We start from the raw sequence: 25,023 nt of genomic DNA, 5'->3' as shown, positions 1-25,023 counted from the left end.
CTAGGAAATGCGAGCGATCGTTCGTGTTTCGATTGTATGCCGCGTATGCGGGTCATGCCGTCATGCTGTTCTACGGGGGAGGGGACACCTCTGTCATGTCCGAAGTCAACCGCGAGGGTGCGGTCCACGGCTGGACGCGGGTCGTCACCGCGAGACCGCGACTGACACTGCTGCTGGCGCTGCTCCTCACCGCACTCGCGGTGGCCGCGGGCAGCGGAGTGGCCGACCGACTCGCCAGCGGCGGCTGGGAGGCTCCGGAATCCCAGTCCTCCTACGCCACTGACGCCCTGGCTCAGCACTTCCCCGCCTCACAGCCCAACCTGGTGCTGCTCGTCGACGCCCGCGGCGCCGGTGTGGACAGCCCGGCGGTGGTCGCCCAGGCGGGCGAACTGACCCGAGAGCTCGCCGCCGACCGCGCGGTGAGCGGAGTGACCTCCTACTGGAGTACGCACGCACCGGCTCTGCGTGCCAGGGACGGCGGTTCCGCGTTGATCACCGCCCGGCTCCGGGGTGACGACGACGCGGTGGCCGATGAGGTCAAGCGGATAGCGCCCGCCTACCGCGGCGATCACGGACCTGTGAAGGTGACGATCGGCGGATCCGCCGCGGTGCGAGACGAGTTGCAGACCACCATCAAGGACGACTTGGTGCGCGCCGAGGTGATCGCCCTGCCTGTCACCCTCCTGCTGCTCGTCATGGTCTTCGGCAGCGCCGTAGCGGCACTGCTTCCGCTGGTGATCGGCATCATGGCGATCCTTGGCACCAGCGCGGTTCTGCGCGCTGTCACCGAGTTCACCGATGTCTCGGTCTTCGCGGAGAACCTCACCACGGCCCTCGGTCTGGGACTGGCGATCGACTACGCGCTCTTCATCGTGCGCAGATTCCGCGAGGAGCTGGCCGCCGGAGCCACGCCGCAGTCCGCGGCGGGCAGAACGCTGCGTACTGCCGGTCGGACGGTGCTGTTCTCCGCGCTGACGGTCGCCGCCTCGCTCTCCGCGATGCTGGTCTTCCCGCAGTACTTCCTCCGCTCGTTCGCCTACGCGGGCATCGCCGTGGTGCTGCTGGCCGCGGCGGCCGCGCTGATCGTGCTGCCCGCCTCGCTGGTGCTGCTCGGCAACCGGGTCAACGCGCTGGACCTGCGGAAGGCCCTGCGGCTGAAGCCGTCCGGAGATCCCGGGGCCGGGTACGCACGGCTGGCGCGGCTGGTGATGCGCCGGGCCCCGCTGTTCGCGATCGGCGCGGTCGCCGGGCTGCTGCTGCTCGGACTGCCGTTCCTCCAGGTCAGGTTCGGCAGCGCGGACGACCGGCAGCTGCCGGCTGCCGCCGAGTCCCACGTGGTCCAGCAGCACATCCGACAGGAGTTCCCCGGCAGTCCGGACGGGGCGATCACCGTGCTCGCCGAAGGCGCCGACGTGGGCCGGCTGACCGATTACGACCACCGGGTGGCAGCGTTGCCCGGCGTGGTACGGGTCGACGGGCCGTTCACCACCACCGGTTCGGACACGGCCTATGTGACGGTCCTCCCCAGGGGCGAGGCGGTGGACACCGCCACCCAGAACCTGGTGAAGGAGATACGGGCAGTGCCCGCCGGCTTCCACGCCTCGGTCACCGGGCAGGCGGCAATCCTGGTGGACAGCAAGGACGCCATAGCCCAGAAGCTGCCGTGGGCGGCCGGGATCATCGCGCTGGTCACGCTGCTGCTCGTCTTCCTGCTCACGGGGAGCGTGGTCATCCCGCTTCAGGCGGTGCTGCTCAACGCCCTCAGCCTGACGGCGATGTTCGGGGCGGTGGTATGGGTCTTCCAGGACGGTCACCTCTCCGGACTGCTGGACTTCACTGCGACCGGCACCATCGAGACGACTCTGCCGGTGCTGATGTTCTGCGTGGCCTTCGGACTGTCCATGGACTACGGCGTGTTCCTGCTGTCCCGGATCAAAGAGGAGTACGACCGGACCGGCGACCATCAGGCGTCCATTGTCTTCGGACTGAAGCGGACCGGAGGACTGATCACGGCGGCTGCGGTGATCCTCGCGGTGGTGATGGTGGCGATCGGCACCTCGCGGGTGGCCAATACCAAGATGCTCGGTCTCGGGATCGCGCTGGCCGTCCTCATGGACGCGATGGTGGTACGGACCCTGCTGGTTCCCGCGGTGATGCGCCTGACCGGGCGGTTCAGCTGGTGGGCGCCGCCGCCGCTGCGCAGGTTCCACAACCGGTTCGGCATTTTTGAGGGCGGCGATCCCGCTCGGGACGGCGCGGGGGCCCCGCGCTCCGAGGAGCGGCGGGACCCCGAGCCTGCCCACCGGTAGCTGAGGCCCGAAGGTCAGCCGGGATCCCGGCGGCCCCGGTTCCCGGGCCGCCGGGCGCTCCACGCCCTGATGGTGTCGGCGTACCAGAACGGCTTTCCGCCCTCCACGACATCGGGCTCGGGCAGGTGCCCGTGCTTGCGGTACGAACGCACGGTGTCGACCTGTACGCGGATGTGCGCGGCAATGTCCGCGTACGACCACAAGGTCCGGTCGGTCATGATGCACCTCCATGCGGTGGGGATGTCGATCAGTACCTTCGCCTCGTCAACGACTGATGAGGACGGCCGCATGGGCTTGTTGATCTTCTGTGACGTGGAACCCGCGTAACGGTGACAAAGTGGCAAGCGGGTAACTTTGACCGTGATCTGTTGTTCGATCACTCTTTCGTGGCTTTCGGGGTGTTCTGCCGTTTCGGATTGGTTGTTCTGCGGCAGACTTCGAACACATGACGACCCCAGCAACGCTCATGACCCCCACCACTCATGAGTGAGTCCGTGTCCGTCGCCCTGTTCACGGCGGACCTCCGGTTGTACGACAATCCGGTACTGGCCGAAGCTGCGACGGCCGACCGGACGGTGCCGTTCTTCGTCGTGGACCCGGGTATCGCCCGTGCCGGGTTCGCCGCGCCGAACAGGGCGGCTTTCCTCGCCGAGTGCCTGGCCGACTTGGACGAGGGACTGCGGTCGCGTGGCGGACGGCTCGTCGTGCGGTACGGCGATACGGTCGAGCAGGTCTGCCGGGTGGTACGCGAGACCGGCGCCAGCGAGGTGCACATCGCCGGCGGGGTGAGCGGCTACGCGACCGGACGTGAGGAGCGGCTCCGCACGGAACTGGTTGGGCTGCGCTGCGGACTGGTCGCACACGACGCGGTGATCACGGCGGTGCCGCCCGGCGTGATCACCCCGGCGGACCGTGACCACTTCGCAGTGTTCACGCCCTACTGGCGGCGTTGGCAGGCGGAACCACTCCGGCCGCTGCGAGCGGCGCCGCGGCGGGTGGCGGTGCCCGAGGCAGTGGACGGGCACCCGCTGCCGACGGCGTCCGACCTGACCGGCCCCGGGGACGGCGAGCTGTCGCCGGGGCGGCCGCGGGGCGGAGAGAGGGCAGGCCGCGCGTTGTCGGGCGGGTGGCGGCGTGACGGGCTCGACGCGTACGGGGAGCGGCACGACGATCTGGCGGGCGACGCCACCTCCCACCTGTCGCCCTATCTGCACTTCGGATGCCTTTCGGCGACCGAACTCGTCCGCCGGGCCAGGGGATCCGGCGAGCATCCCGGCAGTTGGCCGGAGAAAGCCCCGGGGAAGGGTTCCGGGACGGAGGACTTCGTCCGGCAACTGGCCTGGCGCGACTTCCACCACCAAGTGCTCGCCGCCCGACCGGACGCGGCATGGCACGACTACCGGAAGAGGAACGACCGATGGCGCACCGCCCCTGAGGAGGTCGCCGCGTGGAAGGAGGGCCGTACGGGCTACCCCGTGGTGGACGCGGCGATGCGGCAGCTGCGACACGAGGGGTGGATGCACAACAGGGCCCGGCTGCTGGCGGCGAGCTTTCTGGCCAAGACGCTGTACATCGACTGGCGCATCGGCGCCCGCCACTTCCTCGACCTGCTGGTGGACGGGGACCTGGTGAACAACCAACTGAACTGGCAGTGGGTCGCGGGCACCGGCACCGACACCCGGCCCAACCGGGTGCTCAACCCGGTGCGGCAGGGAATTCGGTTCGATCCGGAGGGAAAGTACGTGCGCAGGTGGGTGCCGGAGCTCGGCGGGCTGGCGGGCCGGTCGGTCCACGAGCCGTGGAAGCTGCATGAACGGGATCGGGCGCGATATGACTACCCCGAGCCGATCGTGTCGCTCGCGGAGGGACAGGAGCGGTTCGCCGAGGGGCGGAACCCGCGCTAACCCGGAAGGGCCCCCGTGCCTCGGACAGCGGGCTGGTTCAGCCGGCGACAACGCGGAGGAAGTGCGCGGCCGTGGCGGTCATCGCGTCGCGGGCCGGGCGCAGGTAGCGCCGGGGGTCCACCACCGCGGCATCGGTGGCGAGGCGGTCACGAACGGCGCTGGTGAAGGCGGCATTGAGCGCGGTGCCGATGTTGACCTTGGTTATGCCGGCAGCGACGGCACGGGCGATTTCGGCGTCGGGCACGCCGGAGGAACCGTGCAGGACCAGCGGCACATTGACGGCGGTACTCAGCCGGGCGATCAGGGCGAGGTCGAGGCCGGCTGTGCGCTCGGTCATCGCGTGGGAACTGCCGACCGCGACGGCGAGCGCGTCCACGCCCGTGTCTGCGACGAAGGAGACGGCCTCGGCCGGGTCGGTGCGGGCGCCCGGGGCGTGGGCACCGTTCTTGCCGCCGACCTCACCGAGTTCGGCCTCGACCCAGACGCCGCGGCTGTGGGCCCACGTGGTGATACGGGCGGTGGCCCGGACGTTCTCCTCGTAGGGCAGTCGGGAGGCGTCGAACATCACCGAGGTCACGCCGGCCGCGACGCCCGCGCGCAGCAGGGCCTCGTCCTCGATGTGGTCGAGGTGGAGGGCGACGGGGACAGCGGCTGCACGGGCGATCACGGCGGTCGCGGCGATGGCGGGTTCGGGGCGGCCACCGTGGAACTGCACCGCGTTCTCGCTGATCTGCAGGACGACCGGGAGGCCGGTCTGCTCGGCGGCGGCGGTGATCGCCTCGGCGTGCTCCAGCGTGATGACGTTGAAGGCGGCCAGGCCGCGGCCCGAGGCGCGGGCGGAGCGGAGCAGTTCGGCTACGGTGGCGGCGGGCATGGGGCGGGTCCCTCGGGTCGTGCGGGCGGGGCGTCGGAGGGGTGCGCAGAAAGTTCAGGAGAGGATGACGGAGCGGGTCAGGTTGCGGGGCCGGTCCGGGTCGTCGCCCTTGGCTTCGGCGATGGCCACCGCGAGGCGTTGGGCACGGATGAGGTCGGCGAGCGGGTCGATGGCAGGGCGGGCTTCAAGGCGGCCGCCGGCGCCGGCGACGTCGTCGGCCAGACCGTCCGGGAGCGGGCCGAAGGACCAGACGGCGCGACCGGGGCCGGTGATGCTGACCGGGCCGTGGCGGTACTCCATAGCCGGGTAGGACTCGGTCCAGGCACCCGCCGCTTCCCGCATCTTGAGGGCTGCCTCCTGGGCGAGACCGTAGGTCCAACCGGTGCCGAGAAAGGTGAACTGATCGGCGTCGGTGAGTCCGGCGGGGAGTTCGTCCTTGACCGCCGTGCGGGCGTCGGTGATCGCCGAGGTCGGATCCTCGCCCAGATGCGCGCGCAGCAGGATCAGCACGGTCGTGGCGAACCGGGTCTGGACGACGGACTGTTCGTCGGCGAAGCCAAGGACGACGACCTCGTCGGCCGCGGCCATGACGGGGGTGTTCGGATCGGCGGTGACCGCGGTGACCGGTGTCGAGCCACGAAGCTGTTCACAGGCCCGAATCACTTCGGTGGTGGTGCCGGAGCGGGTGATGGCCACCACCCGGTCGTAGCGGCGTCCGAAGGGGAACTCGGAGGCGGCGAAGGCGTCCGTCTCCCCCTGCCCGCTCCGCTCGCGCAACGCCGCGTAGGACTGGGCCATGAACCAGGAGGTGCCGCAGCCGATCACTGCGACGCGTTCACCGGGCCGGGGCAGTTTTCCGCCCTCGGCGCCGGCGGTCTCGGCCGCCCGCTGCCAGCATTCCGGCTGGGTGGCGATCTCGGCGGTGGTCAGGGACGACGCGGGCATCGGTACTCCTCACGACGGGGTCGGCCAGGGCACGGCATCCGGGCGCCGCGGTGGTGACTTCGCCAGTGTAGATGACTGTTCCTGCTTGCAGATGGCTCCAAATGAACAGAAACATGCAACAGGCTGGCCGCTCGGGTCCCGTCGGGGGAGAACGAGTGGGAGACGGGGGAGGAGGGTGCGAGGAAGGCGGCCGAGCCGCCACGCCGGGAGCCGCCGTACGCCGCCTCCGGACCGCGGGTACGACGCACAGGCGGTCCGGAGGGTTCGAGGTGTCCGGCGGGTGGGGGAGAAGATCAGCTGTCGGCGAGGTCGTCGGTCACGACGCGGGCGGCCTTGGCGGTGCGCAGCAGGAAGTCGGTGATCATGACCAGGTCGGCGTCCTCGTAGTCGGAGCAGATGTCGTCCATGGCGTGGCTCAGACCGGAGTAGAGGTAGTCGACTTCGGCTTCCTTGCCCTTGACCGCTTGGACCAGGATGGCCCGGCGGTCGCTGGGGTTGGGGGTGCGGACGACCCAGCCGCCTCGTTCGAGACGGTCGAGTACGCCGGTGAGGGTGGCGGGATGCAGTCCCGCGCGTCTGGCCAGTGCGGTCGGCCCGATCGGCCCGTAACGGCTGATCAGGTCCAGACACTCCAGATCGGCGTCCCGGAGGTCGAGGTGGGCGCCCACCTGATGGGTCAATAGGGAGAGTTGGACGCTGAGATCGCGCAGACCGTCCTTTATTCGGGTGGTCAGCCGTCTGCGGCGCCGCGCGGTGGACGCCGCGGGTGCCGGAGATGCCGCCGATTTCGATGCCGGTGCGGCCCCGGGCAGTGTGGAATCCATACGCAACGATCCTCGTATCGCTCGCTCGCCGAGATCGGCCACACATGAACGCCGCACGGCCCTTGGCGGCGGTCACGATACGGGCGGCCGGTTGATCCGAATAACCAGCCATCCGGGGGGTGGCTCAAGCGCATACCTTCTCACAGCGCTCCTTTCAACTCGAAGACTTCAGGGAAACGTTTCGCTCCCTTCGGCCTGCGGAGAGGTCGGAGGAGGCGGAGGGGAGTGGAAGGGTGAAACAGCTGTGAAAGAAGAGGCACCAAAGGGACTCCTGGGCTTGCTTTCCCGGTCCCTTCAGCGTGGGCATCGCCCTTCACCGCCGGCCGCACCCGGCACCGTCGTCGATCGGGACGTGGCCGACGGCCCATCGCGGCCCACCCGGAGCACGTCCACCACGCCTACCGCGCGGGTCCGTGTGTGTATACAAACCTGCTCGGGGAGGGAGAAAGGAGGCGACCGGGCTCGGTCCCGACATGATGACCTGGAGCCGGTTGCCCGGATCGAACCGCCGCCGAGTGTCTGGACGATATGCGCCAGGTCGTCGTGGACGGCGACGCTTCCGGGGAAGTCGCCGCCAGGGAGGAGCACTTGGCGGCGCCGCGTCAGCTGCGGCGAAGGGGGCGGCTACCGCGAGCGCGGCCGAACCGATGCCGATGGTACCGGTGGGGTCGGCGGCGTGTGCCGTGCGAGCGCCGCACCGGGACGGCGCGGGTGTCTTGACGGTGAAGTTCGTGGCCGGGAAGGTCTCGGGCCGAGAGCCGGGGTTGGCTGCCGGCAGGGCCCATCCTGGCGTCAACTCGTATGCTGGTGAGGGGAGTTGATGACCACAGTGGGTGCTCGTGGGCGACCCTCCACGCCGGCCCGAGGGGTGGCGCGGTAGCGGGACAAAAGCCGCGAACGGTTGCGTTGTCCGGGGTCCGTCAAAATTGCCACCCATTCGGCGGTATGGCGCGCTTGGCGGATCCGGGATGATTTCATCCAGGCCCACCGGGATATCTCCGTGGGACCAGCAATCCATCACTGCCCACATTACGGACCCGCCGCCTCCAGCCTTTCGCGCTGCGGCACCACCGTGTATTTCGGATCCCGCACCGAGGCCAGTCCCGCCTCGAATACTCCGCAACGCGCGCATGCCGAGGCGGCGAGCAGCGCAGCTCCGCTGAGCGCCGCTGGCTACCGCCCACGTCCGGCCGGCAACACGGCTCCGGCCGCACCCAGCACTGAGAACACTTCGGCGGCTTGTATGAGCCGTCCGCCGCAGCCCCGTTTCCTCGCCTCGGCCGCGCCGCCCGGTCCCGCGCGGCGGAACCGGCCGCGCCGCCCGACAGTCGGGCCGGGGCGTCCGGGCGGCCGCCCGGCACGCGCGTATCCGTTCTGCGACGACTGGTCATCGAAGGTATCCGCGCGTCAGCCCGGCCGCAGGTCCGAGGTGGTTGTCAGGGTCCGACCGCCCGGCGTCCGGCGGATCCGTCCGGTGCGGCGTGCCCGGCCCGGGTATCCGACCGGTGATACGAGCTTGCCGTGGGGACAGCGCATGACCACCACTCCGGGGTCCGATGCTGACGAGGCCGAGGCCGCCGGGGCCGGCCTCGACACCGGCTACGACGCCACGCCGTACCTGCCCCCGCGCGGCGGACTGCCCGCACACCGGAAAACTGTCACCGACTGCCGGGGATGCCCCCTCTTCGGACCCGCCACGCGGGCCGTCTTCGGCGATGGGCCCGCCACCGCGCGGATCGTGCTGGTCGGGGAGCAGCCGGAGGATCAGGGGGACCGGCAGGTGGCGCCGTTCGTCGGCCCGGCCGGGCGGCTGCTGCGCAAGGCGGTGGAGGAAACGGGGCTCGCCGGTGAACCGGTGTACCTCATCAACGCGGTGAAGCACTTCAGGTTTGTCGAACGCGGCAAGCGACGCATCCACGAGGCACCGAGTCTGCGGAAGGAGACCGCCTGCCAACCCCGGCTCGCCGCGGAAATGCGCCTGCTACGCCCGGAAGTGGTGGTGGCCCTGGGTGCCACCGCGGGCCGCGCCCTGTTCGGCACCTCGTTCCGCGTCACCAAGGAACGCGGGAGGCCGCTGCACCTGCCCGGCTACGAGAAGGCACGGGCCGTCGCCACCCTTCACCCGTCCTCGGTCCTGCGCTCGGACGACCGGCGGAGCGCGTACGCCGGGCTGGTCGCCGACCTGCGGGTGGCGGCCGATCCGCCGGCGCGGACCGGCGCGGCCCGGGTGTCCCCGACTTGAGCCGCCGGCGGAATCCGCCACCCCTTCGTATGATTTCAGCGGCGCGAAGATCGTTGTCTGCGCCACCATGGGGAAGCGGGCCAGGTCGCGTATCCCCAGACGGCGAGGACACCCATGAGCGCAGACGTGTACGAGGTCGTCGACCCGGCGACCGGGGCCGGCATCGAGAAGGTGATGATGCTGGACGCCGGCCAGGCGGACGCGGCGATCGCACGGGCGGCCAAGGCGTATCCCGCGTGGCGGGCGCTGGCCCCTGCGGACCGAGCCCGGCTGCTGCGGGCCTTCGCCGCGGCGGTCGACGCCGATCTGGAGAACCTGGCACGACTGGAGGTGCGCAACTCCGGGCACACCATCGGCAACGCGCGCTGGGAGGCGGGCAACGTACGGGACGTGCTGGAGTACTTCGCCGCCGCCCCGGAACGGCTGTTCGGGCGGCAGATCCCGGTCGCGGGCGGCATCGACGTCACCTTCAAGGAGCCGCTCGGCGTGGTGGGGGTGATCGTGCCGTGGAACTTCCCGATGCCCATCGCGGGCTGGGCGATCGCCCCCGCGCTGGCGGCCGGCAACACCGTCCTCGTCAAGCCCGCCGAACTCACCCCGCTGACCGCGCTCCGGCTCGGCGAGTTGGCCCTCCAAGCCGGTATCCCGGAGGGTGTGCTGCAGATCCTGCCCGGTGCCGGACCGGTCGTCGGGCAGCGCTTCGTGGACAACCCGCAGGTCGACAAGGTGGTGTTCACCGGGTCCACCCGGATCGGCAAGCAGATCATGGCCGGATGCGCGGCCCAGGTGAAGCCGGTCACACTGGAATTGGGCGGCAAGTCCGCCAACATCATCTTCGCCGACGCCGACCTGGAACGGGCCGCCGCCTCCGCGCCCGCCGCCGTCTTCGACAACGCCGGGCAGGACTGTTGCGCCCGCAGCCGGGTTCTGGTCGAGCGCCGGGTCCTCGACCGGTTCATGGAGCTGTTCGAGCCGGCCGTCCTGGGCTGGCGCGTCGGTGATCCGCAGGACCCGGCAAGCGACATGGGCCCGCTGATCTCCGCCGCGCACCGGGCGAAAGTCGCCTCCTATGTGCCCGACGACGCTCCGGTGGCCTTCCGCGGCAGCGCCCCGGACGGGCCGGGCTTCTGGTTCCCACCGACCGTGCTGGCCCCGGTCGCGGTGGACGCTCCCGCCTTCCGGGAGGAGATCTTCGGCCCGGTGGTGACGGTGGTGCCGTTCGAGGACGAGGCGGACGCCGTACGGATCGCCAACGACACCGCGTACGGGCTGTCCGGTTCGATCTGGACGCAGAACCTCGGACGCGCGCTCCGGGTCGCCCGCGCCGTGGAGAGCGGCAACCTGTCGGTCAACTCGCACTCCTCGGTGCGCTACTCCACTCCTTTCGGTGGTTTCAAGCAGTCGGGGCTGGGGCGCGAGTTGGGCCCTGACGCGCTGGACGCCTTCACCGAGGTCAAGAACGTCTTCATCGCCACCGACTGACGGGCCGTCGCGGCGGACCGGCCGCGCGAGCCCGTGGCGGCAGCCGCCAGGACCGCCGGCCGAGCCTGTAGCGCCCGGGTCCTGTGACACCGCTCCTGCCACCTGAGTCCGTGCACAGCCCCGACACCCGTCCCCCGTATCACCCGCCGTGGCCTTGTCCCGCCGCACCGCCCTCGTACCGACCCCGCTGGAGGAGCACCCCATGCCCGAACGACTTCACGACCGCGTCGCCGTCATCACCGGGGCCGGCAGCGGCATCGGCCTGGCAACCGCCCGACGGATGGCCGCAGAGGGGGCCAGGGTCGTCTGCGCCGACATCGACGAGAAGGCGGGCGGGGCCGCCGCCGAGGAGGTCGGCGGGCTGTTCGTACGGGTCGACGTGGCCGCCGAAGCCGAGATCGAAGCGCTGTACGAGGCGGCCGTGGCCGCGTACGGGAGTGTGGACATCGCCTTCAACAACGCGGGCATCTCGCCGCCGGAGGACGACTCGATCCTCACCACCGGCCTGGACGCCTGGCGCCGCGTCCAGGAGGTCAACCTCACCTCGGTCTACCTGTGCTGCAAGTACGCCATCCCGCACATGCTGCGGCAGGGCAAGGGCTCGATCATCAACACCGCGTCCTTTGTCGCGGTGATGGGCGCGGCGACCTCGCAGATCTCCTATACCGCGTCCAAGGGCGGCGTCCTGGCGATGTCCCGCGAACTGGGCGTTCAGTTCGCCCGCGAGGGCATCCGGGTCAACGCCCTGTGTCCGGGCCCGGTCAACACCCCGCTGCTGCAGGAACTGTTCGCCAAGGACCCCGAGCGCGCAGCCCGCCGCCTGGTGCACATCCCGTTGGGCCGCTTCGCCGAGCCCGAGGAGATCGCCGGCGCGGTCGCCTTCCTGGCCAGCGACGACTCCTCCTTCATCACCGCTTCCCAGTTCCTGGTGGACGGCGGCATCTCCGGCGCCTACGTCACGCCGCTCTAGCCGCAGCTTCCGGGTCCGCCCTCGGGCCCCGGCGTCGGCTTCCCGTCTCGGGCTCCGGCGCCGGTCACGAGTCTCGCTGTAGCGTTCTCCCGCGTAGGCACGTACCACCGGCAGGACCGCGCTCTCCGCGCCGGGCAGCCGGTCCAGGCGGACCGGGGCGTAGGCCCCGTGTCCGTCGACGAGGTGGGTGCGCGGGGCGTTGGGGCTGCTGCCCGGCAGCGGCCAGACGGTCAGCCGGCGGCGGGGGCCCGTGCGGTGCGGCTCGGGTCCGACGGTGACGGCCGCGATCTGCCGCCGGTCGAACCGGATCTCCGGGCCGACGAAGTCGCGCAGCGCGATGCCGTCGGGCCCGATCCGCAGCCGCAACGGTCGGCGCCAGCGCCGGAAGGCCACGGCCCGCGCGCCACCACGCGATGCCCGCGGCGAGCAGACAGAGGCCCGTGAACCGCGCCGGGACCGGCCTACGGCCGTCCGTGACGACGTACACGACCGGCAGGCTGAGCGCTGGGGCTACGAGCGGCCAGCGCAGCAGCCGATAGCCGGTCCCCGCCCCGCGTGGACCACGCGCTCGCCCCCCCGGGGGACGCACAACTCGGGGCCGGACACCGTGACGGGAGTCGGCCCCCGCAAGGACCGCGGGGCGGTCTCGAAGCGGGCACCCGCGTAGCGGGCCAGCGCCCCGGCGGGTTCGCTGACGCGCTGGTCGAGGTCCTCGCCGTCGACCAGCGCGTACTGGAGGCCGCCGTCGACGGTGCGGTCGGGCTTGCGGGGGCAACGACACGCCGGGAGCGGGTCGGCAGACGAGCCGCGGCTTCGGCATGCCGGCGTCCGTAGCCGTCGTCGCTTCCGTACTCCGCGGGGTGGCGCGACACGACCGCGTCGACCTGACCCCAGCTCAGGACCACGTCGTGAAAGGTCAGTCCGGACGCGTCCACGACCAGCCGGAACGGTCGGCGGCTCCGGGCGAACTCGATCAGTCCCTGTGCGCAGATCAGGCCGGCCAGGCCCATGGCGATCAGCGGCCCGCTGAGGTCCTCGCTCCCGCCGGCCACCCGCCAGACCACGGCTCCGGCCGCTCCGGCCAAGTTTCCCGGCCAGATACCGGCGCCCTCTTTGGCGGATCCGCCCGCCGACCGTGCACTTCATCGCCGTCCCCCAGCCGGATGCCCTTCGACCGTTACAACACCGTGTTGGAGGCCGTTGGCTGCATCCGCGGGCATAGTGCTGCGCAGCCGTGACAGGCTCCGGACAACCGGGTTCCAAACGGGGAAAGCTTCGGGAAAGGGTTCGGGAAAGGCGCTGTGGATTTCCGGGAGGCGGTCGGGAAAACGGTTGCGGGGCGGTGTTCTACGCGGCCGACCCCCAGGGACCGATGCCGCCGATCTTGCGGGCCTTGATCCGTACGACGTACCCGGTGCGGGTCTCGGACTCCGGCGGGTAATTGGCCTCGGGGCCGATGTACGTCTGCGCGAGGAGGCGGACCAGCTTGATGCCGTCGCCCTCGGTGACGGTGGCCTCCCCGGTGACCGTCAGGTACTCGCGCAGCCCGCTGGGGTCGATGCCGGCCGATTCGATGGTCAGTGCGACCCGTGGGTCGCGGCGCAGGTTCTTGATCTTCTGCCAGGGGCTGAGCGAGCCGAAGACGATGTCACCCTCGTCCAGTCCGACCCATACGCAGGTGGCCTGGGGGCTGCCGTCGGGGTTGAGGGTGACGACGTGGGCGAGCGCGTCGGAGCTGAGCAGCGCGTGCGCGGACTCGGGAATGGCGACCATAATCTCTCCTGGAAGCCCGGTAGCGGTCTACCGGGAGTGCGTGTTCTCGGACCGGCGGGGGCGGGCTTGCGCCGTTCCGGCCGGGCTGTTGAGGGGTGACGGGGGTGGCTGGGTGACGACGGAGTGCGGCATGCCGACACATGCTGATGTGCGCCGGCCGAGCGACCATATACGCGGTCGGACCGGTATGGGCGGTCGGACCGGCAGGTCCGGAGGATCCCGCCGGGCGGGTTCCGCGGGGCGCGTGGGCTCCGCGACGGGAGCGGCGGCGGCCGACCGCGGGCGGAACGGGTCGGCCGCACGTATGACCTGATCGTCCGCACGGGCGGGAGGGGCCGCCGAGTCCACGCAGGCGACGGGGGCGGGCCGCCCTGTGGGTTGGGACGCCCCTGCGGCGGTGGCGGTGGCAGCGGCGGTGCCGGCGCGGCGCACATCGGCGCGGTGCGCTTCGGCGCGGTGCGCTTCGGCGAGGCGCCGGGACGCGGCGGCTCCGGTGCCGCCGCAGGCACCGGCGATCGTGGTGATCCTGCCGGTGCGGTCTCCGGTGCCCCTGCCGGTGCGGGCGTGTAGGGCGAGGTGTGTCGGCATGGCGTCTCGTTGTGTCCTTGAGGCCGTCGGGACGGGCGCGCCCCTTGCGGCACCCACGAACGGATCAACGAGCGACCTGCGAGTGCGTCACCACGAACACGCGTGTCGCGGCGACCAGGTCGGCGGGGTGGCGGGGCAGGTGCGGTGTGGTTCGGCACTCTGCCCCGCCACTCGGGCGTGCCCCGCTACCCGGGAGATCAGCGCCCGCGCCCCGGCCCCGGTGCGCGGGAGCGGCGGTGTCGGGCGGGAACGGTGGCACCGGACGTGAACGGAGGCGTCACAGCCGAGGGGACACCGGCTCGCCCTCCTGGGGGTCGGCGAGGCGGAAACGGAAACTGCGGAACAGTTCCGTCTCCTGCCGATGGGTGCCCCGCAGGCGGAGTGCGTAGCTGACCAGGGCGTGGTTCAGCATGTAGAACCGGCCGGCCTCCTCGCGGGCGTTCTCCGAGAAGTGGTCGATGACCCAGGCCATGGGCGAGCTGCCCCCGTAGCGGGTCCTGGGCGTGAAGAGGAGGTCCGCGGCGCCGATCTCCCCCAGGATGTTCAGGGCGTAGCTCACCGGATAGGGGCGGTTGATCCGGTCCAGGTCGGTGCGGTCCAGATCGGGGAAGGAATCCACCATGCGGTCGAGGATCGCGTCGGTGACCAGCTTCATCCGGCCGGTGATCATGGCGGTCTGGATGAGGTAGGGGTAGGAGATCCCCCTGAGGAAGAAGTCCGCGCCGGGGTCGGCGTCCTTCCACTGGCCCACCACGCCTTCCACGAAGGCGTCCAGGTCCGGCAGCTGCTCCTCCAGGCGGCCGAGGTTGTACAGTGCCACGACGTAGTACAGGCTCATGTGGGTGGTTTCCACCGGAGCGATTTCGGCCATCAGTTCCTTCGCCTCCGCCAACCGGTCCTTACCGTAGGTCAGGTATTCCGGCCGGCCCGACATCGCGACGGCGTTCAGCATGGTGAGCAGGGGATACACCTTCGCGAAGGCCGGGGACGCGGGCTGCGGAAACGCGGGCGGGTTGTTCAGTTCGTCGGCGCGGTCCATGTAGTCCAGGACCTCTTTCATGTAGTCCCGTTCGCCGTCGAAGATGAGCGCGTCGTGTCCCAGCAGTGAGACCACCGAAAGCAGCATCGATCCGCCGCGACCGCGGAAGAAGGGGGCCGGGACCCTGTCCAGCAGGTCCAGCGCTTCCTGGACGTAGTTGCGCGGACCCGAGACCAGCCGGTCCTTGAGCCCCAGCTGACCGAAGGCCAGGAGGATCGCGGAATAGGCGGAGAGGCGCTCGTATTCGCCGTGCCGGCCGCTGTTCTCGTCCTTGATCTGGTCCGGCTCGATCTCGTCCGTCACGGCGAGCATTTCCCCGGGGAAGTCCGTCTCCTCGTTGACCAGCAGTGTCCGGTCGAGACCCAGATTGGCGAAGGCGTCCATCAGGATGCAGCCGGCCGTGAGGCGGAAGTAGGGGTTCTTTTCGGACCGCACCGCCTCCAGGACCGGCCCGAGCTCCCGCTCTATGTCGGCGCGGGAAAGGCCGCCCGCGGGGTCCGCCACCTTCAGGACCAGATCCGTCAGAAGCCGGGAGAACAGGGTGTACGCCTGGGAATCCGATACCTTCGCCGCCACGAGGTCGAATGCATGGCGGATCTGCGCGGCGGCCTCCGGACTGTAATCTATGGGGTATTGGCCGAGACCGATACCCCGTACCATTCGGCTCCACGGCGTCGCGATCATGCGGGATTCATTCGACAGGTCGTTCAGCCCCGCTATGGGCAGGGGGGTCGAAGCAGTGGCCATGAGTCAAGCCTTCCTGTGGGATGATCATGAGTGGCTGGCGACAAGGTGGTGTGCTCGGTCCAGCCGGACCGCGACGTATTCGACTTCGCTGTCGGTGTCGCTGTTCACGGCTGGACGCGGCGCCCGTGCCTGGGCCGGTCCGCCCGGCCCGATTCGTGTTACGCCGCCCAGGTCGCCGCCGCGTTGTCCGGCCGCGCCTCGGGCAGATAGGGGAGAAGGGGAGCCCGGACGCCCAGGAATTCCGTCCGCTCCCCTTCGAGCATCTCCAGCGCCCAGTTCAGCCACTTGACGCCCTCGCAGTAAATGGCCACCGGCCTGCGCTGGGTCTGGTAGGTGTCCGTCAGCGTCCCGTCCAGTTCGGCCTGGAAGTGGAAGGGCGGCATCGCGGTGAAGTGGGTGCCCATCATGAAGACGAGACGGATGAGCCAGTAGGGATCGTCCTTGACGTTCTGGGACTCCGGGTCGTCCAGCCCGTAGACCGCCGTCATCACGGGGGCGAAATAGTCTTCCATCCCCTGCGGAGCGGCCTGGTCGGTCGTCCCGCCCTCGGCTGTCACATCCCTTACGCGGTAGGCCCGCTGGTAGGCGTTCCCCTCGTTGAACTCGATGTCGACGCTGGGAGTCGTCCCGTGCCCGGTCCGGATCTGCAGCCTGAACTGCTCGTAGTGGATCTCGTCGTAGTGGCCGACGGAGTTGTGCCAGGGCTTGTTGTCGTACATCGGGTCGTCACGGGTGTCCCTGCCGTCGCTCTTGAAGCCGATGGCGCGCGGGTCCAGGAACTTGATTCCCAGGGATTCCGCGGTGATGGCCGCCAGCGCCGCGTCGACCTCCGCCTGCGGCGCACCGGCCTCGATCAGCCGCTGTGCCCGCAGGAGGGGCTCGGTGTCGGCCATCTTGATGTTCTCGGTGTTCGTGTCCCCCATCACCAGGGAGTGGAACCGGGGCTCCAGGACCTTCAGGTACTCCGGGTGCTCCCGGAACCGTCGCAGGAGGGCCGACGAGTTGAGGTAGGACACGCCGTTGATGACGATCCGCTCGGTGTCGAGCAGTTCCGGACTGAAGGTGCGCGGTGCGGTGCGCCGGCAGAGCGCCAGGCGGTCCTCGATCTTCTTGAAGTAGGAGATGCCGAGTGTCTCGCCCGGAGCCGGGACGCGGTTGACGGAGTGGACGTTCTGGTTCAGGACCCGGAAGATCTCCTCGTAGAGGCGGGCGATCACCGCCGGCGGCGGGGAGTACTTCTCGACGAACCGGCTGACCTCTTCGCCGGCCACGTAGCTCATCTCGTAGATGACCTCTTTATAGGTCGTCTTCCCGTTCTTCTGCAGATGGGGAGGGATGGGAATGTCCCGCTCCACCACGTCGAAGACCTCGGGGAAGTTCCGGCGCACGGAATCCGGCAGGGCCTGCAGGAACTCCGCCTGCTTCTTGGCCTTGGCGAAGGGCGGTAGCATCACGCCCTCGCCCTCCGGGTTCCAGTTGGCGGTGGTGAGGGCCTCGCTCAGGATCTTGCGAACGGTGATCCGGTCTTCCCGCTCCTTTTTGAGGAAGATCGTCATGGACTCGCTGCCGCCCTTGCCGAAGCCGACGATCGGTTCCCCGATGTTGACATAGGCGTAGACGGTGCTGCTCAGGAGCCGTCGGCCCTGGGCGTGCCGCAAAACTTTCTCGTTCTCGTCGGTCAGGGTCAGGGTGGAGCGCTCCTCGAACTCGTCGAGGGCGGGATTGACGCGCTTCTTCCAGATGTCGGTCGGGGAGAGCACGGAGATGACGTTTGTCTGGTAGGGCCCCGCATTCACCTGGGTGGGGTCCAGAGCCGACCCCAAGGAGAGGATCTGGCAGTTCCCGTTCAGGTGGATCCGGCGGACCCGGGCGTCAGTGGTGCTGTCAGCGGAAGACGGCACGGGTGGCGGCCTCCAAATCCTTCTTGGACTGCAAGGGGATGCCCTCTGGCGATATGACAGGGACGTCGGACTTTTTCAGTGCGGAGAGCATTCGGTCCAGCGCGGCCTGAACCCCGTCGGTATCCGCGCCCGCCCGCAGATAGGCACCGTAGAGTTTGACGATGTCCGGCAGGGTGACCGCCCCCGAGGCCGCCAGGGCGACCAGCCATCCCATGGGATCGCTGCCTTCGAGGTAGTAGTCGTTCTGCGCGAACATGGCGGGGCGGTAGAGGTGGAGGATGTGGAACAGGGTGTACTGATAGACGATGTGGCTCATGGCCATCTGGTCGACGGTGGGCACGGTGGTGCCCGCCAGCGTGAGGAAACCGTCGTCCTCGATCCGCAGGCTTTCCAGCATCTGGTCGTAGATCTGCCGTGCCAGCGGTTGCGTGTCGAGTAGTAGCCGTGTTTTGCGGGCGAGATCGGCATAGCCGAGGTCCGCGAGACGGTCGAAATGGAAGACCACCACTTCGGGCTGCCTGATGTTGATCGAGCTCCGGTCGGCGACGTCGCCCGTCCCGTTGATCACCTGGAGCTCGGCGTAGACCTGGCCCAGCCTTTCCGGGTGCCCGACGATCCGTTTCTTCAACCGGGCCTGCAGCACCAGCTCCCCCTGGTCCGGCAGGATGCTGCCGCGGTGGTTGTAGGTGTGCTGGAAGATCTCGAGGAACCGGTAGAAGGCCGGCGATCCGTCCCTTTCGGAGTGGAGCATCTCGTTGGTGATGACGCGGCCCATGGTCCGATGGAAGTACCGCTCGTAGAAGGGGCTCTTCGAAGCCAGCCGGAAAAGGCCCCTGAGCGTGCCGTAGTGCTGGGCCGCCAGCCGGCTGCCGGAGGTGTGCAGCCGGCCCAGTTCCTCCATCAGGCCGTCGACCAGCTTCACGGCGCGCAGGAACAGGTCCGTCTCGTCGGGTGCTCCGGTATAGGCCAGCACGGGAGCCTCGACGTTGTTGTCCGTCAGCAGTTGCACGGATTTGTTCCCCAGCCCGAGCTCCAGGATCATGTCGGGATGGAGGCTGGCCAGGGTCTCCACCGTCGTCCTGGACGCCATGATCTCGTTGGTGATCGCCAGGACTCCGCTGCGGACCTCCGCGGCCGTGGTGAGCAGACCGGCGTTGTTGTTGGAGACCACCGGGGTGTGGGGTTTCCGGAAAACTATGTTGTTCTTCTCGATGAACCGTTCCAGGGCCTGGCGGACGCCTGTCATCCGTTCCGAGTGGGCCAGGAACTTCGTCGGAGCCTTCAGCTCCTCCATCCGTACGGCGGGGAACTTCCTCATGAACCGGTCGAAGTCCGACTTGACGCCGGTCCGGACGTAGATGTTCGTCTGCCGCAGCGAATAGGTCTTGTGGACCTCGACGTCCGTCTTCGGATAGCTCCTCTCGATATCCTCCAGGGCTTCGGCGAGATCCTCGGGGTCCGCCTGGAGACCGACCACATGGGACGGCTCCGGCACCAGTTTCTGCCCTTTCAGGGAGTCGGGGAGATAGGTGGCGATTTTCCGCGCGAACGGTTCGTCGGGAGCCTCGCCCTCGGCGGCCACCAGCATTAGCGGGGTGAACGCCTGCGCGATCTTGGCGCCGTCGCCGAAGGAGATGGAACCGCTTGCCACCGCCGACGTTATGACACCGAAACTCTCCCCGGTGTAGGCCACGAAGTTCACCGGCGCTCCGCTTTCCTGTGCCCCGGCCCGCAGATGGGCCTCCAGGGCCAGGCTGTGCACGAGGAGCGCCGCTCCGATGAACCCCTGCTGCTCCATCTTTCCCTCGGGCATGTTCTCCGGGACCAGCAGGAGCTTCTCGGGCCGGCCGGGGAAACCCAGGGCCCGCGCGCAGTCCTGATAGATCCTGACCACGTCCGGGATCCCGGAGTCCAGAAGGGAGCGTCCGAGGTTCTGGTAGGAGGCCCGGCTGCCCAGACCGGGGAAGAAGCCGACGATGTGGTCCCGGCCGGCCTTCGGCAGATGGTCCTGGACCGCGATGTTCATCCGGCGGGACTGCTCCCGGGAGAACAGGAACGAGCTGGCGCGGGAAAGGGAGTGGATCAGCTTCATCGCCTCGCCCAGGTTGTCCGGGGTCGAGAGGGGGGAAACCTCCATGCCCTCGCGCCTCATCGTCGCGCCGATCGTTCCCGGACGCGGCTCGGGTGTCCTGTCGACCAGGAAGATGTCGCAGAACTCGTATTCCCGCAGCTCCTCCACCAGCTCCAGGAGCCGCGCCAGGTCCATGCTCCCGATGGACTCGGTGTCGATCGCGTGGGAGGGGATCAGGCGGGACAGCACTTCGGGCTTCGACAGGGTCTGCCGAAGGGATTTGGCGTCGTCCACCCCCAGGGTTTCCAGGATCGCCGGCCGTGTGACCTTGCGGATGGCCAGAACGGGCTGGAAGCCCCGGCGGAGCTGGGCGGTGGTGCGGGCGACCGTTTCGAGCCTGCGCTGGAGGGCCGGGTCGAGGCCGCTGCGCCGCAGTTCCAGGGACGCGCGCTGGAGGCTCTGTACGAACTCCGACGCTCCCAGGTACTCCCCGCGGCTCATGGCCTGCGCGACCGCCTGGATGTGGGGGTGGATCACGCCCACGGCGGGCTCTTCGAGGAGGGACGAGAGGAACTCCCTGATCTCCCGGGTACCGAAGAGGAACGGATTGGCGGCGGGCTCCTTCGCTCCCTCCACCAGCCAGTAGTGGGGGCGCAGGACGTCCAGAAGGCGTCCCTTGAGGGCGGGTGTCAGAGCACCGGTGTCGTGCCCGCTCAGTATGAAGACGGTCTGCTGATCACGGTCCAGCAGGAGGTCGAAGGTCCCACCCCGCGGGGTGATGTTCGACACGTCGAAGGGGATCTCCCTGACCGCGTCACCCGAGTCGGTGCGCAGGAGCAGGTGGTCGGCGTGGACCTCGATGTCCGCAACGCGCTGGAGGCCGGTCTCTCCCGGAGCCTCGGCGATCGCCTTCTCCAAGGCGGCATAGCCCCGCGGGTACGTCCTCCGCAGGGACGACAGGACGTGATCGGGGATGCCGGGGACGTCCGGGCTGACGGGGCGCAGCGTCCCGGTGGCCCGGTGGGTGTTCTGCGGGTTCATCGCAACCACCCGGCTTTGCGCACGGAGTGGCTCCCGGACGGGAAGCCCTCCCCACCCCTTGCCGGCCGCGTGGACATCCTGCTCAGCCCAGCCCGCCCGGGTGTCGGCGGCCTCGAGCGGGTCGGCCGCGCCGCTGATAATCGGGTGGGAAGTCCGCTGGTCCGCCCAGTCGGAAGTACACGTGTCTCGTTCACGAGCCAGGAACCCCTTCGTCGTCGAGATTGCGCCCAGCCGCACGCCAGGTCCAACGCGACGCCGAGGTTTGAGCGAACGTTTAAGCGTTGCACGATCTGATGGTCAGCAACTCTTAAAAATCGACGCAGCTCCGCTCGGCATCCGGCCTGAAAAGTGCACTGCGGCTACCGCTACGTGAGAAAATGCTGCCAACTCCGCCGGGAACGTGAGTCCCGCGTAACTAGTTCCCCCCGTGACGGCCGGTAGGATCATCTGATCCCGGCGCTGGTGCCGGCGGCCGTCAACTAACCGCGATGGACCGGTTCAACATGACAAGGTCTTTGCTGGCCTTGTAGGCGTGTTCGGAGCATGCTTTTCCCCCAGGGCGATGACAAGGAACTCCGGGATCAGTGCATCGGTCTGCTTCTGCGGCGGCCCGGAGCAGGAGTAGCCACGCCCGGGTGCCGGCGCCATGCTGAACCGCAATTTCGGTGGTCATCGAGCTGGCTCATCCATTGTGAGTCCGTCGAGACGGCAGCGAGGCCGATAATCCGGCCATTCACGCAGTCGGGCGGTAATCGCACGCCAATGGGTGACTATCGCACCTGCGTTTATTGAACACCGGTGACCTTCAAGGGTCAAGCCCCCAATTTTCAGCCAAGGTCAAGATGATGCCGGGCATCGCCGCCCGGCGCTTGTCGGCGATCATCGGCTTCCCGTCTGAGTACCGGAAGAGGATCTTATCGTTGGATCCGATCAAGCGGCTGGACGAGGAAGTCAAAGGCGGCACCGCTGCGGGCGGCGTCTTTCCCCGGGCCCCTGTCAACTCTTCACCCTTGCCGGCGTGTTGATCGCAGAAGTCTTGATCGTGGATCCCGCAACGAGACATGGAGTAACCGTGAAATTACTCATGGCAACGTGGCGCCAGCTGCGGAGATCCACCCGGACGGGCCCGCGCCGCGCGGCGGGACAGGGTCCGACGCGGCCGTGCGGACGGGCTGGGCGGACGCCGAATCCGACGCCCCCGCCGGTGAGCCGGTGATAATCCGGTGCTTCTTGATTTCGGCTCTTGGCCTATTGTGACGCATGAGCAGGGAGTGTCGGATGAAGTGCGCAAGCACTCGCCTCGGCAAGGCGCCGGGAAGTGGATCTCTTCGGCGTATGAATAGGTGTAACAATATGACCAAAACCCGGAACGGCTATCCGGTGCGTTTGACCGGCGAGTTGATCCGGCCAGCGTCCGCTCGCCAGGGGGGCCCGTAGGGGCGGGTCATCCGCGGATCGTCCTGGTCGGAGCGAGATCAATTCCGACGGACTACCCCGGCTGGTCACATGCCGATCGCCGGGACGGCGCAGGTCCTGCCCCGAGTCCTGTCCGTGAGGCCGAGGGCGGATCTCTCCGGTCGAGTGCCCGGTCGCTCCTCAACCCGGACGGCCCGAACCGTGGGCGGTCGGTCCCCCGGTCACACTTCTCAACCACGTCGTCACCCTGCGATACGCGTCATTCTCTTTCCGACGGGTCCGCCAGTGCGCCAGTGCGCCGGCGCGGCACTGTGGGCACCCGCGCCGGCCGGTGACCGGCCGGCGCGGGGAGTCGGAGTCTGTCGCGGCCTCAGCCCGTCGTCACGCCGGCGGGGGCGGCTTCCGCCGGGGCTGCGTCCGCTTCCGTCCGGCCGGGCCGTACGGACCCGGCGGCCAGGACGAGGAGCCCGGCGGCGGTGACGCCGGCGCCGACCCAGAGCGGCGAGATGTAGCCGAATCCGGCGCCGAGCGCCAGGCCGCCCAGCCACGCGCCGAGCGCGTTGCCGACGTTGAAGGCCGCGATGTTCGCGCCGGAGCCCATCGTCGGTGCGTCCTGGGCGTGCTTCATGGTCCGCAGTTGGAGCCCGGGCGCGGTGGCCAGTCCGATCGTGCCCATGAGCAGCAGCGAGATGACCGTCATGACCTTGTTGTGCGCCGTCAGCGCGAACACCGCGAGCACCGCGGCGAGCAGTGCGAGGTTCACGATCAGCGAGGTGTTCAGCGCCCGGTCGGCGGTCTTGCCGCCGACGAAGTTGCCTACGAAGGTGCCTGCCCCGAACAGCACCAGCAGCCAGGGCACCGTACCGGTGGCGAACCCGGTGACCTTGGTGAGCGTGAAGGCGATGTAGGTGAATCCGCCGATCACTCCGCCGAAGGCGAGCGCGCTGACCGTGACGGAGATCCAGACCTGGGGGCGCCGGAACGCGCCCAGCTCCTTGCGCAGGTTCAGCTCGGCGGGCGCCGGCGTCGGCGGTACCAGCAGCTGGATCCCGGCCAGTGCGACGACACCGATGATCGTGATCGCCCAGAACGTCGAACGCCAGCCGAGCTGCTGGCCGAGCAGTGTGCCCAGCGGTACGCCGAGAACGTTGGCCGCGGTCAGCCCGGCGAACATCAGCGAGATGGCGCCGGCCCGCCGGTTCGGCGCGACCATGTCGGCGGCGACCACCGCGCCGACGCCGAAGAACGCGCCGTGGCACAGCGCCGCGACGATCCGGCCCACCAGCAGCACCGAGTAGATCGGCGCGAGCGCCGAGATCAGGTTGCCCGCGATGAACAGCACCATCAGCGCGAGCAGAACCTTCTTGCGGTCGAACCGGGCGATCGCGGCGGTCAGTGCCACGGCTCCGACCGCCACGCTCAGCGCGTAGCCGGAGACCAGGTATCCGGCGACCTGCTCGCTGACGTCGAAGTCCGAGGCCACTTCGGGCAGCAGGCCCACGATCCCGAACTCGGTGAGCCCGATGCCGAAGCCCCCCAGTGCTAAGGCGAGAAGCCCGATAGGCATGTCCAAACCTTTCGTCGCAGTGCGTGCGCCTTTATACGCGGTCTGCAATCATTGCGTGCGCAGGCTATCAGCGCAAGCAGCATAATCGCGTACTATCCCGGCGGGCCCCTGACCTGGGCGGACGCCTTGCGAGCGGGGCTCTGACGCCGGTCGCCGGGGAGCCGCCGAGTGACTCCCCTCCGTCTCCCGTGCGTCCGCCGAACCCTTGTCGTGCGGTGCCGGGAGGGTCCTGAGCCCCGGAGTGCCGGGGGTGGCGCGGATGCCGGAGGTCCGCCGTACGCCTGATCACGTACGGGCTATGCTCCGGTGGTGGCCAGGATCGGACTCGTCGGTGTGGGACGCATGGGCACACCCATATGCGCCAACCTGGTCGGCGCCGGTCATCCGGTGGTCGCCTTCGACATCCTGCCCGAGCGTGAACGGGCGGTGGTCTCCGCCGGAGCTCAGTGGCGGGCCTCGGCCGCCGAGGCGGCCGAAGGCGCGGATGTGCTCATCACGGTACTGCCGGGCCCCGCGGAAGCGGCGGCGACGGTGACCGACTCCCTTCTGGGCGCCCTCGCGCGCGGTGCCACCTGGATCGACATGACCAGCAACTCGCCCGCCGCGGCTGCGCCCGTCCAGGAGCGGGCCCGGGCAATGGGCGTCGGGGTCCTCGAAGCTCCGGTGGGTGGCGGTCCGGCGGACGCCGAAGCCGGAACGCTGCGGCTGTTCGTCGGGGGTGACGCCGAACTGCTCGCACGCCACCGGACCCTGCTCACGGCCGTCGCCGCGCCCGACCGGATCGCGCATGCAGGGAGCCTCGGCACCGGATACACGCTCAAACTCCTCGTCAACATGCTCTGGTTCGGACAGGCCGCGGCGACCGCTGAAGTCCTGCTGCTGGGGCGCGGCGCCGGCATCGACCTCGACGTGCTGCACGGCACCCTTGCGGACAGCGCCGCGAGCAGTGATTTCATCCGCCGTGATCTGCCCGCGCTGTTCGCCGGCGACTACTTGCGGTCCTTCGGACTCGACCACATCCATGACCAACTGGCCGTTGTGGTCGACCTCGCACGCCAACTGGGCACCCCGCACGACATCGCCGAGACGGTACGCGCGCTGCATCGACAGGCCCTTGAGCGCTATGGCCCGGTTGACGGCGAACTCCTCGCCGTCGCCCTCTTGGAAGAGCGCACCGGCATCCGCCTGCGCACCTGACCCGGATCGCAACGGCACGTCCTCGAGCGACGGAGTCTCCAGCCGTGGGACGCGCGAGGGAGGGCGACCTGTACGGTTTCAGTCACCGTCGACCGGATGGCACCGCCTTGGGCCGCTGGCTGTGACTGCTCCG

15 protein-coding genes are annotated in these 25,023 nt (G+C 69.3%); 6 read left to right on the top strand and 9 right to left on the bottom strand.

Features of this window, described 5'->3' with window-relative positions:
- The first annotated feature begins 95 nt into the window (after positions 1-95).
- Positions 96-2,309 carry an MMPL family transporter gene (locus tag RLT57_RS08730; RefSeq protein WP_311296798.1) on the top strand — a complete coding sequence of 738 codons (2,214 nt, stop codon included), beginning with the start codon at positions 96-98 and terminating at the stop codon, positions 2,307-2,309.
- A gap of 14 nt (positions 2,310-2,323) precedes the next feature.
- Here RLT57_RS08730 and RLT57_RS08725 read toward each other — a convergent pair whose 3' ends face one another.
- Complete coding sequence (locus RLT57_RS08725) at positions 2,324-2,527, bottom strand: MarR family transcriptional regulator (protein WP_205364410.1); 204 nt, start codon at positions 2,525-2,527, stop codon at positions 2,324-2,326.
- Positions 2,528-2,791: 264 nt separating this feature from the next.
- Here RLT57_RS08725 and RLT57_RS08720 point away from each other — a divergent pair, with 264 nt between their 5' ends.
- Positions 2,792-4,213, top strand: coding sequence for a cryptochrome/photolyase family protein (locus tag RLT57_RS08720; RefSeq protein ID WP_311296797.1), 1,422 nt, complete (start codon positions 2,792-2,794; stop codon positions 4,211-4,213).
- A gap of 37 nt (positions 4,214-4,250) precedes the next feature.
- Here the strand turns inward: RLT57_RS08720 and RLT57_RS08715 are convergent, their stop codons facing one another.
- The 3 genes from RLT57_RS08715 to RLT57_RS08705 all read right to left on the bottom strand — a co-directional run bounded on the left by RLT57_RS08715 (position 4,251) and on the right by RLT57_RS08705 (position 6,712).
- Entirely contained in the window at positions 4,251-5,087 is an 837-nt protein-coding gene (locus RLT57_RS08715) for a class II fructose-bisphosphate aldolase (RefSeq protein WP_311296796.1), read from the bottom strand.
- 54 nt (positions 5,088-5,141) lie between these two features.
- Positions 5,142-6,032, bottom strand: a complete 891-nt coding sequence (locus tag RLT57_RS08710; protein ID WP_311296795.1) for an SIS domain-containing protein — start codon at positions 6,030-6,032, stop codon at positions 5,142-5,144.
- Between the two features lie 293 nt (positions 6,033-6,325).
- Positions 6,326-6,712, bottom strand: a complete 387-nt coding sequence (locus RLT57_RS08705) for a MarR family transcriptional regulator (RefSeq protein WP_311296794.1) — start codon at positions 6,710-6,712, stop codon at positions 6,326-6,328.
- Between the two features lie 1,678 nt (positions 6,713-8,390).
- Between RLT57_RS08705 and RLT57_RS08700 the strand changes: the two genes are divergently transcribed.
- From RLT57_RS08700 to RLT57_RS08690, 3 genes are all read left to right on the top strand, one after another.
- A complete protein-coding gene (locus tag RLT57_RS08700) occupies positions 8,391-9,098 on the top strand; it encodes a UdgX family uracil-DNA binding protein (RefSeq protein ID WP_311296793.1) in 708 nt (235 codons plus the stop codon).
- Positions 9,099-9,212: 114 nt separating this feature from the next.
- Positions 9,213-10,580: an aldehyde dehydrogenase family protein gene (locus RLT57_RS08695; RefSeq protein WP_311296792.1), complete on the top strand. Its 1,368-nt coding sequence runs from the start codon at positions 9,213-9,215 to the stop codon at positions 10,578-10,580.
- 202 nt (positions 10,581-10,782) lie between these two features.
- Positions 10,783-11,550 carry a 3-oxoacyl-ACP reductase gene (locus tag RLT57_RS08690; protein ID WP_311296791.1) on the top strand — a complete coding sequence of 256 codons (768 nt, stop codon included), beginning with the start codon at positions 10,783-10,785 and terminating at the stop codon, positions 11,548-11,550.
- A 1,347-nt stretch (positions 11,551-12,897) separates the two neighbouring features.
- Here RLT57_RS08690 and RLT57_RS08685 read toward each other — a convergent pair.
- The 5 genes from RLT57_RS08685 to RLT57_RS08665 all read right to left on the bottom strand — a co-directional run bounded on the left by RLT57_RS08685 (position 12,898) and on the right by RLT57_RS08665 (position 23,693).
- Complete coding sequence (locus RLT57_RS08685) at positions 12,898-13,323, bottom strand: PPOX class F420-dependent oxidoreductase (protein ID WP_311296790.1); 426 nt, start codon at positions 13,321-13,323, stop codon at positions 12,898-12,900.
- 865 nt (positions 13,324-14,188) lie between these two features.
- On the bottom strand, positions 14,189-15,697 hold the full coding sequence (locus RLT57_RS08680) for a hypothetical protein (RefSeq protein ID WP_311296789.1): 1,509 nt from the start codon (positions 15,695-15,697) through the stop codon (positions 14,189-14,191).
- Positions 15,698-15,855: 158 nt separating this feature from the next.
- A complete protein-coding gene (locus RLT57_RS08675) occupies positions 15,856-17,598 on the bottom strand; it encodes a hypothetical protein (protein ID WP_311296788.1) in 1,743 nt (580 codons plus the stop codon).
- Entirely contained in the window at positions 17,582-20,710 is a 3,129-nt protein-coding gene (locus tag RLT57_RS08670; protein WP_311296787.1) for a hypothetical protein, read from the bottom strand. The genes RLT57_RS08675 and RLT57_RS08670 overlap by 17 nt, the downstream gene beginning before the upstream one ends.
- 1,786 nt (positions 20,711-22,496) lie before the next feature.
- Complete coding sequence (locus tag RLT57_RS08665; protein ID WP_311296786.1) at positions 22,497-23,693, bottom strand: MFS transporter; 1,197 nt, start codon at positions 23,691-23,693, stop codon at positions 22,497-22,499.
- Positions 23,694-24,002: 309 nt separating this feature from the next.
- Here RLT57_RS08665 and RLT57_RS08660 point away from each other — a divergent pair, with 309 nt between their 5' ends.
- Positions 24,003-24,890: an NAD(P)-dependent oxidoreductase gene (locus RLT57_RS08660; protein WP_311296785.1), complete on the top strand. Its 888-nt coding sequence runs from the start codon at positions 24,003-24,005 to the stop codon at positions 24,888-24,890.
- The last annotated feature ends 133 nt before the right edge of the window (positions 24,891-25,023 follow it).

Origin of the sequence: Streptomyces sp. ITFR-21, assembly GCF_031844685.1 — a bacterium.
Taxonomy (GTDB): Bacteria; Actinomycetota; Actinomycetes; order Streptomycetales; family Streptomycetaceae; genus Actinacidiphila.
The sequence above is the reverse complement of the archived record's forward strand: the minus strand, read 5'-3'. Positions and strand labels throughout refer to the sequence as shown.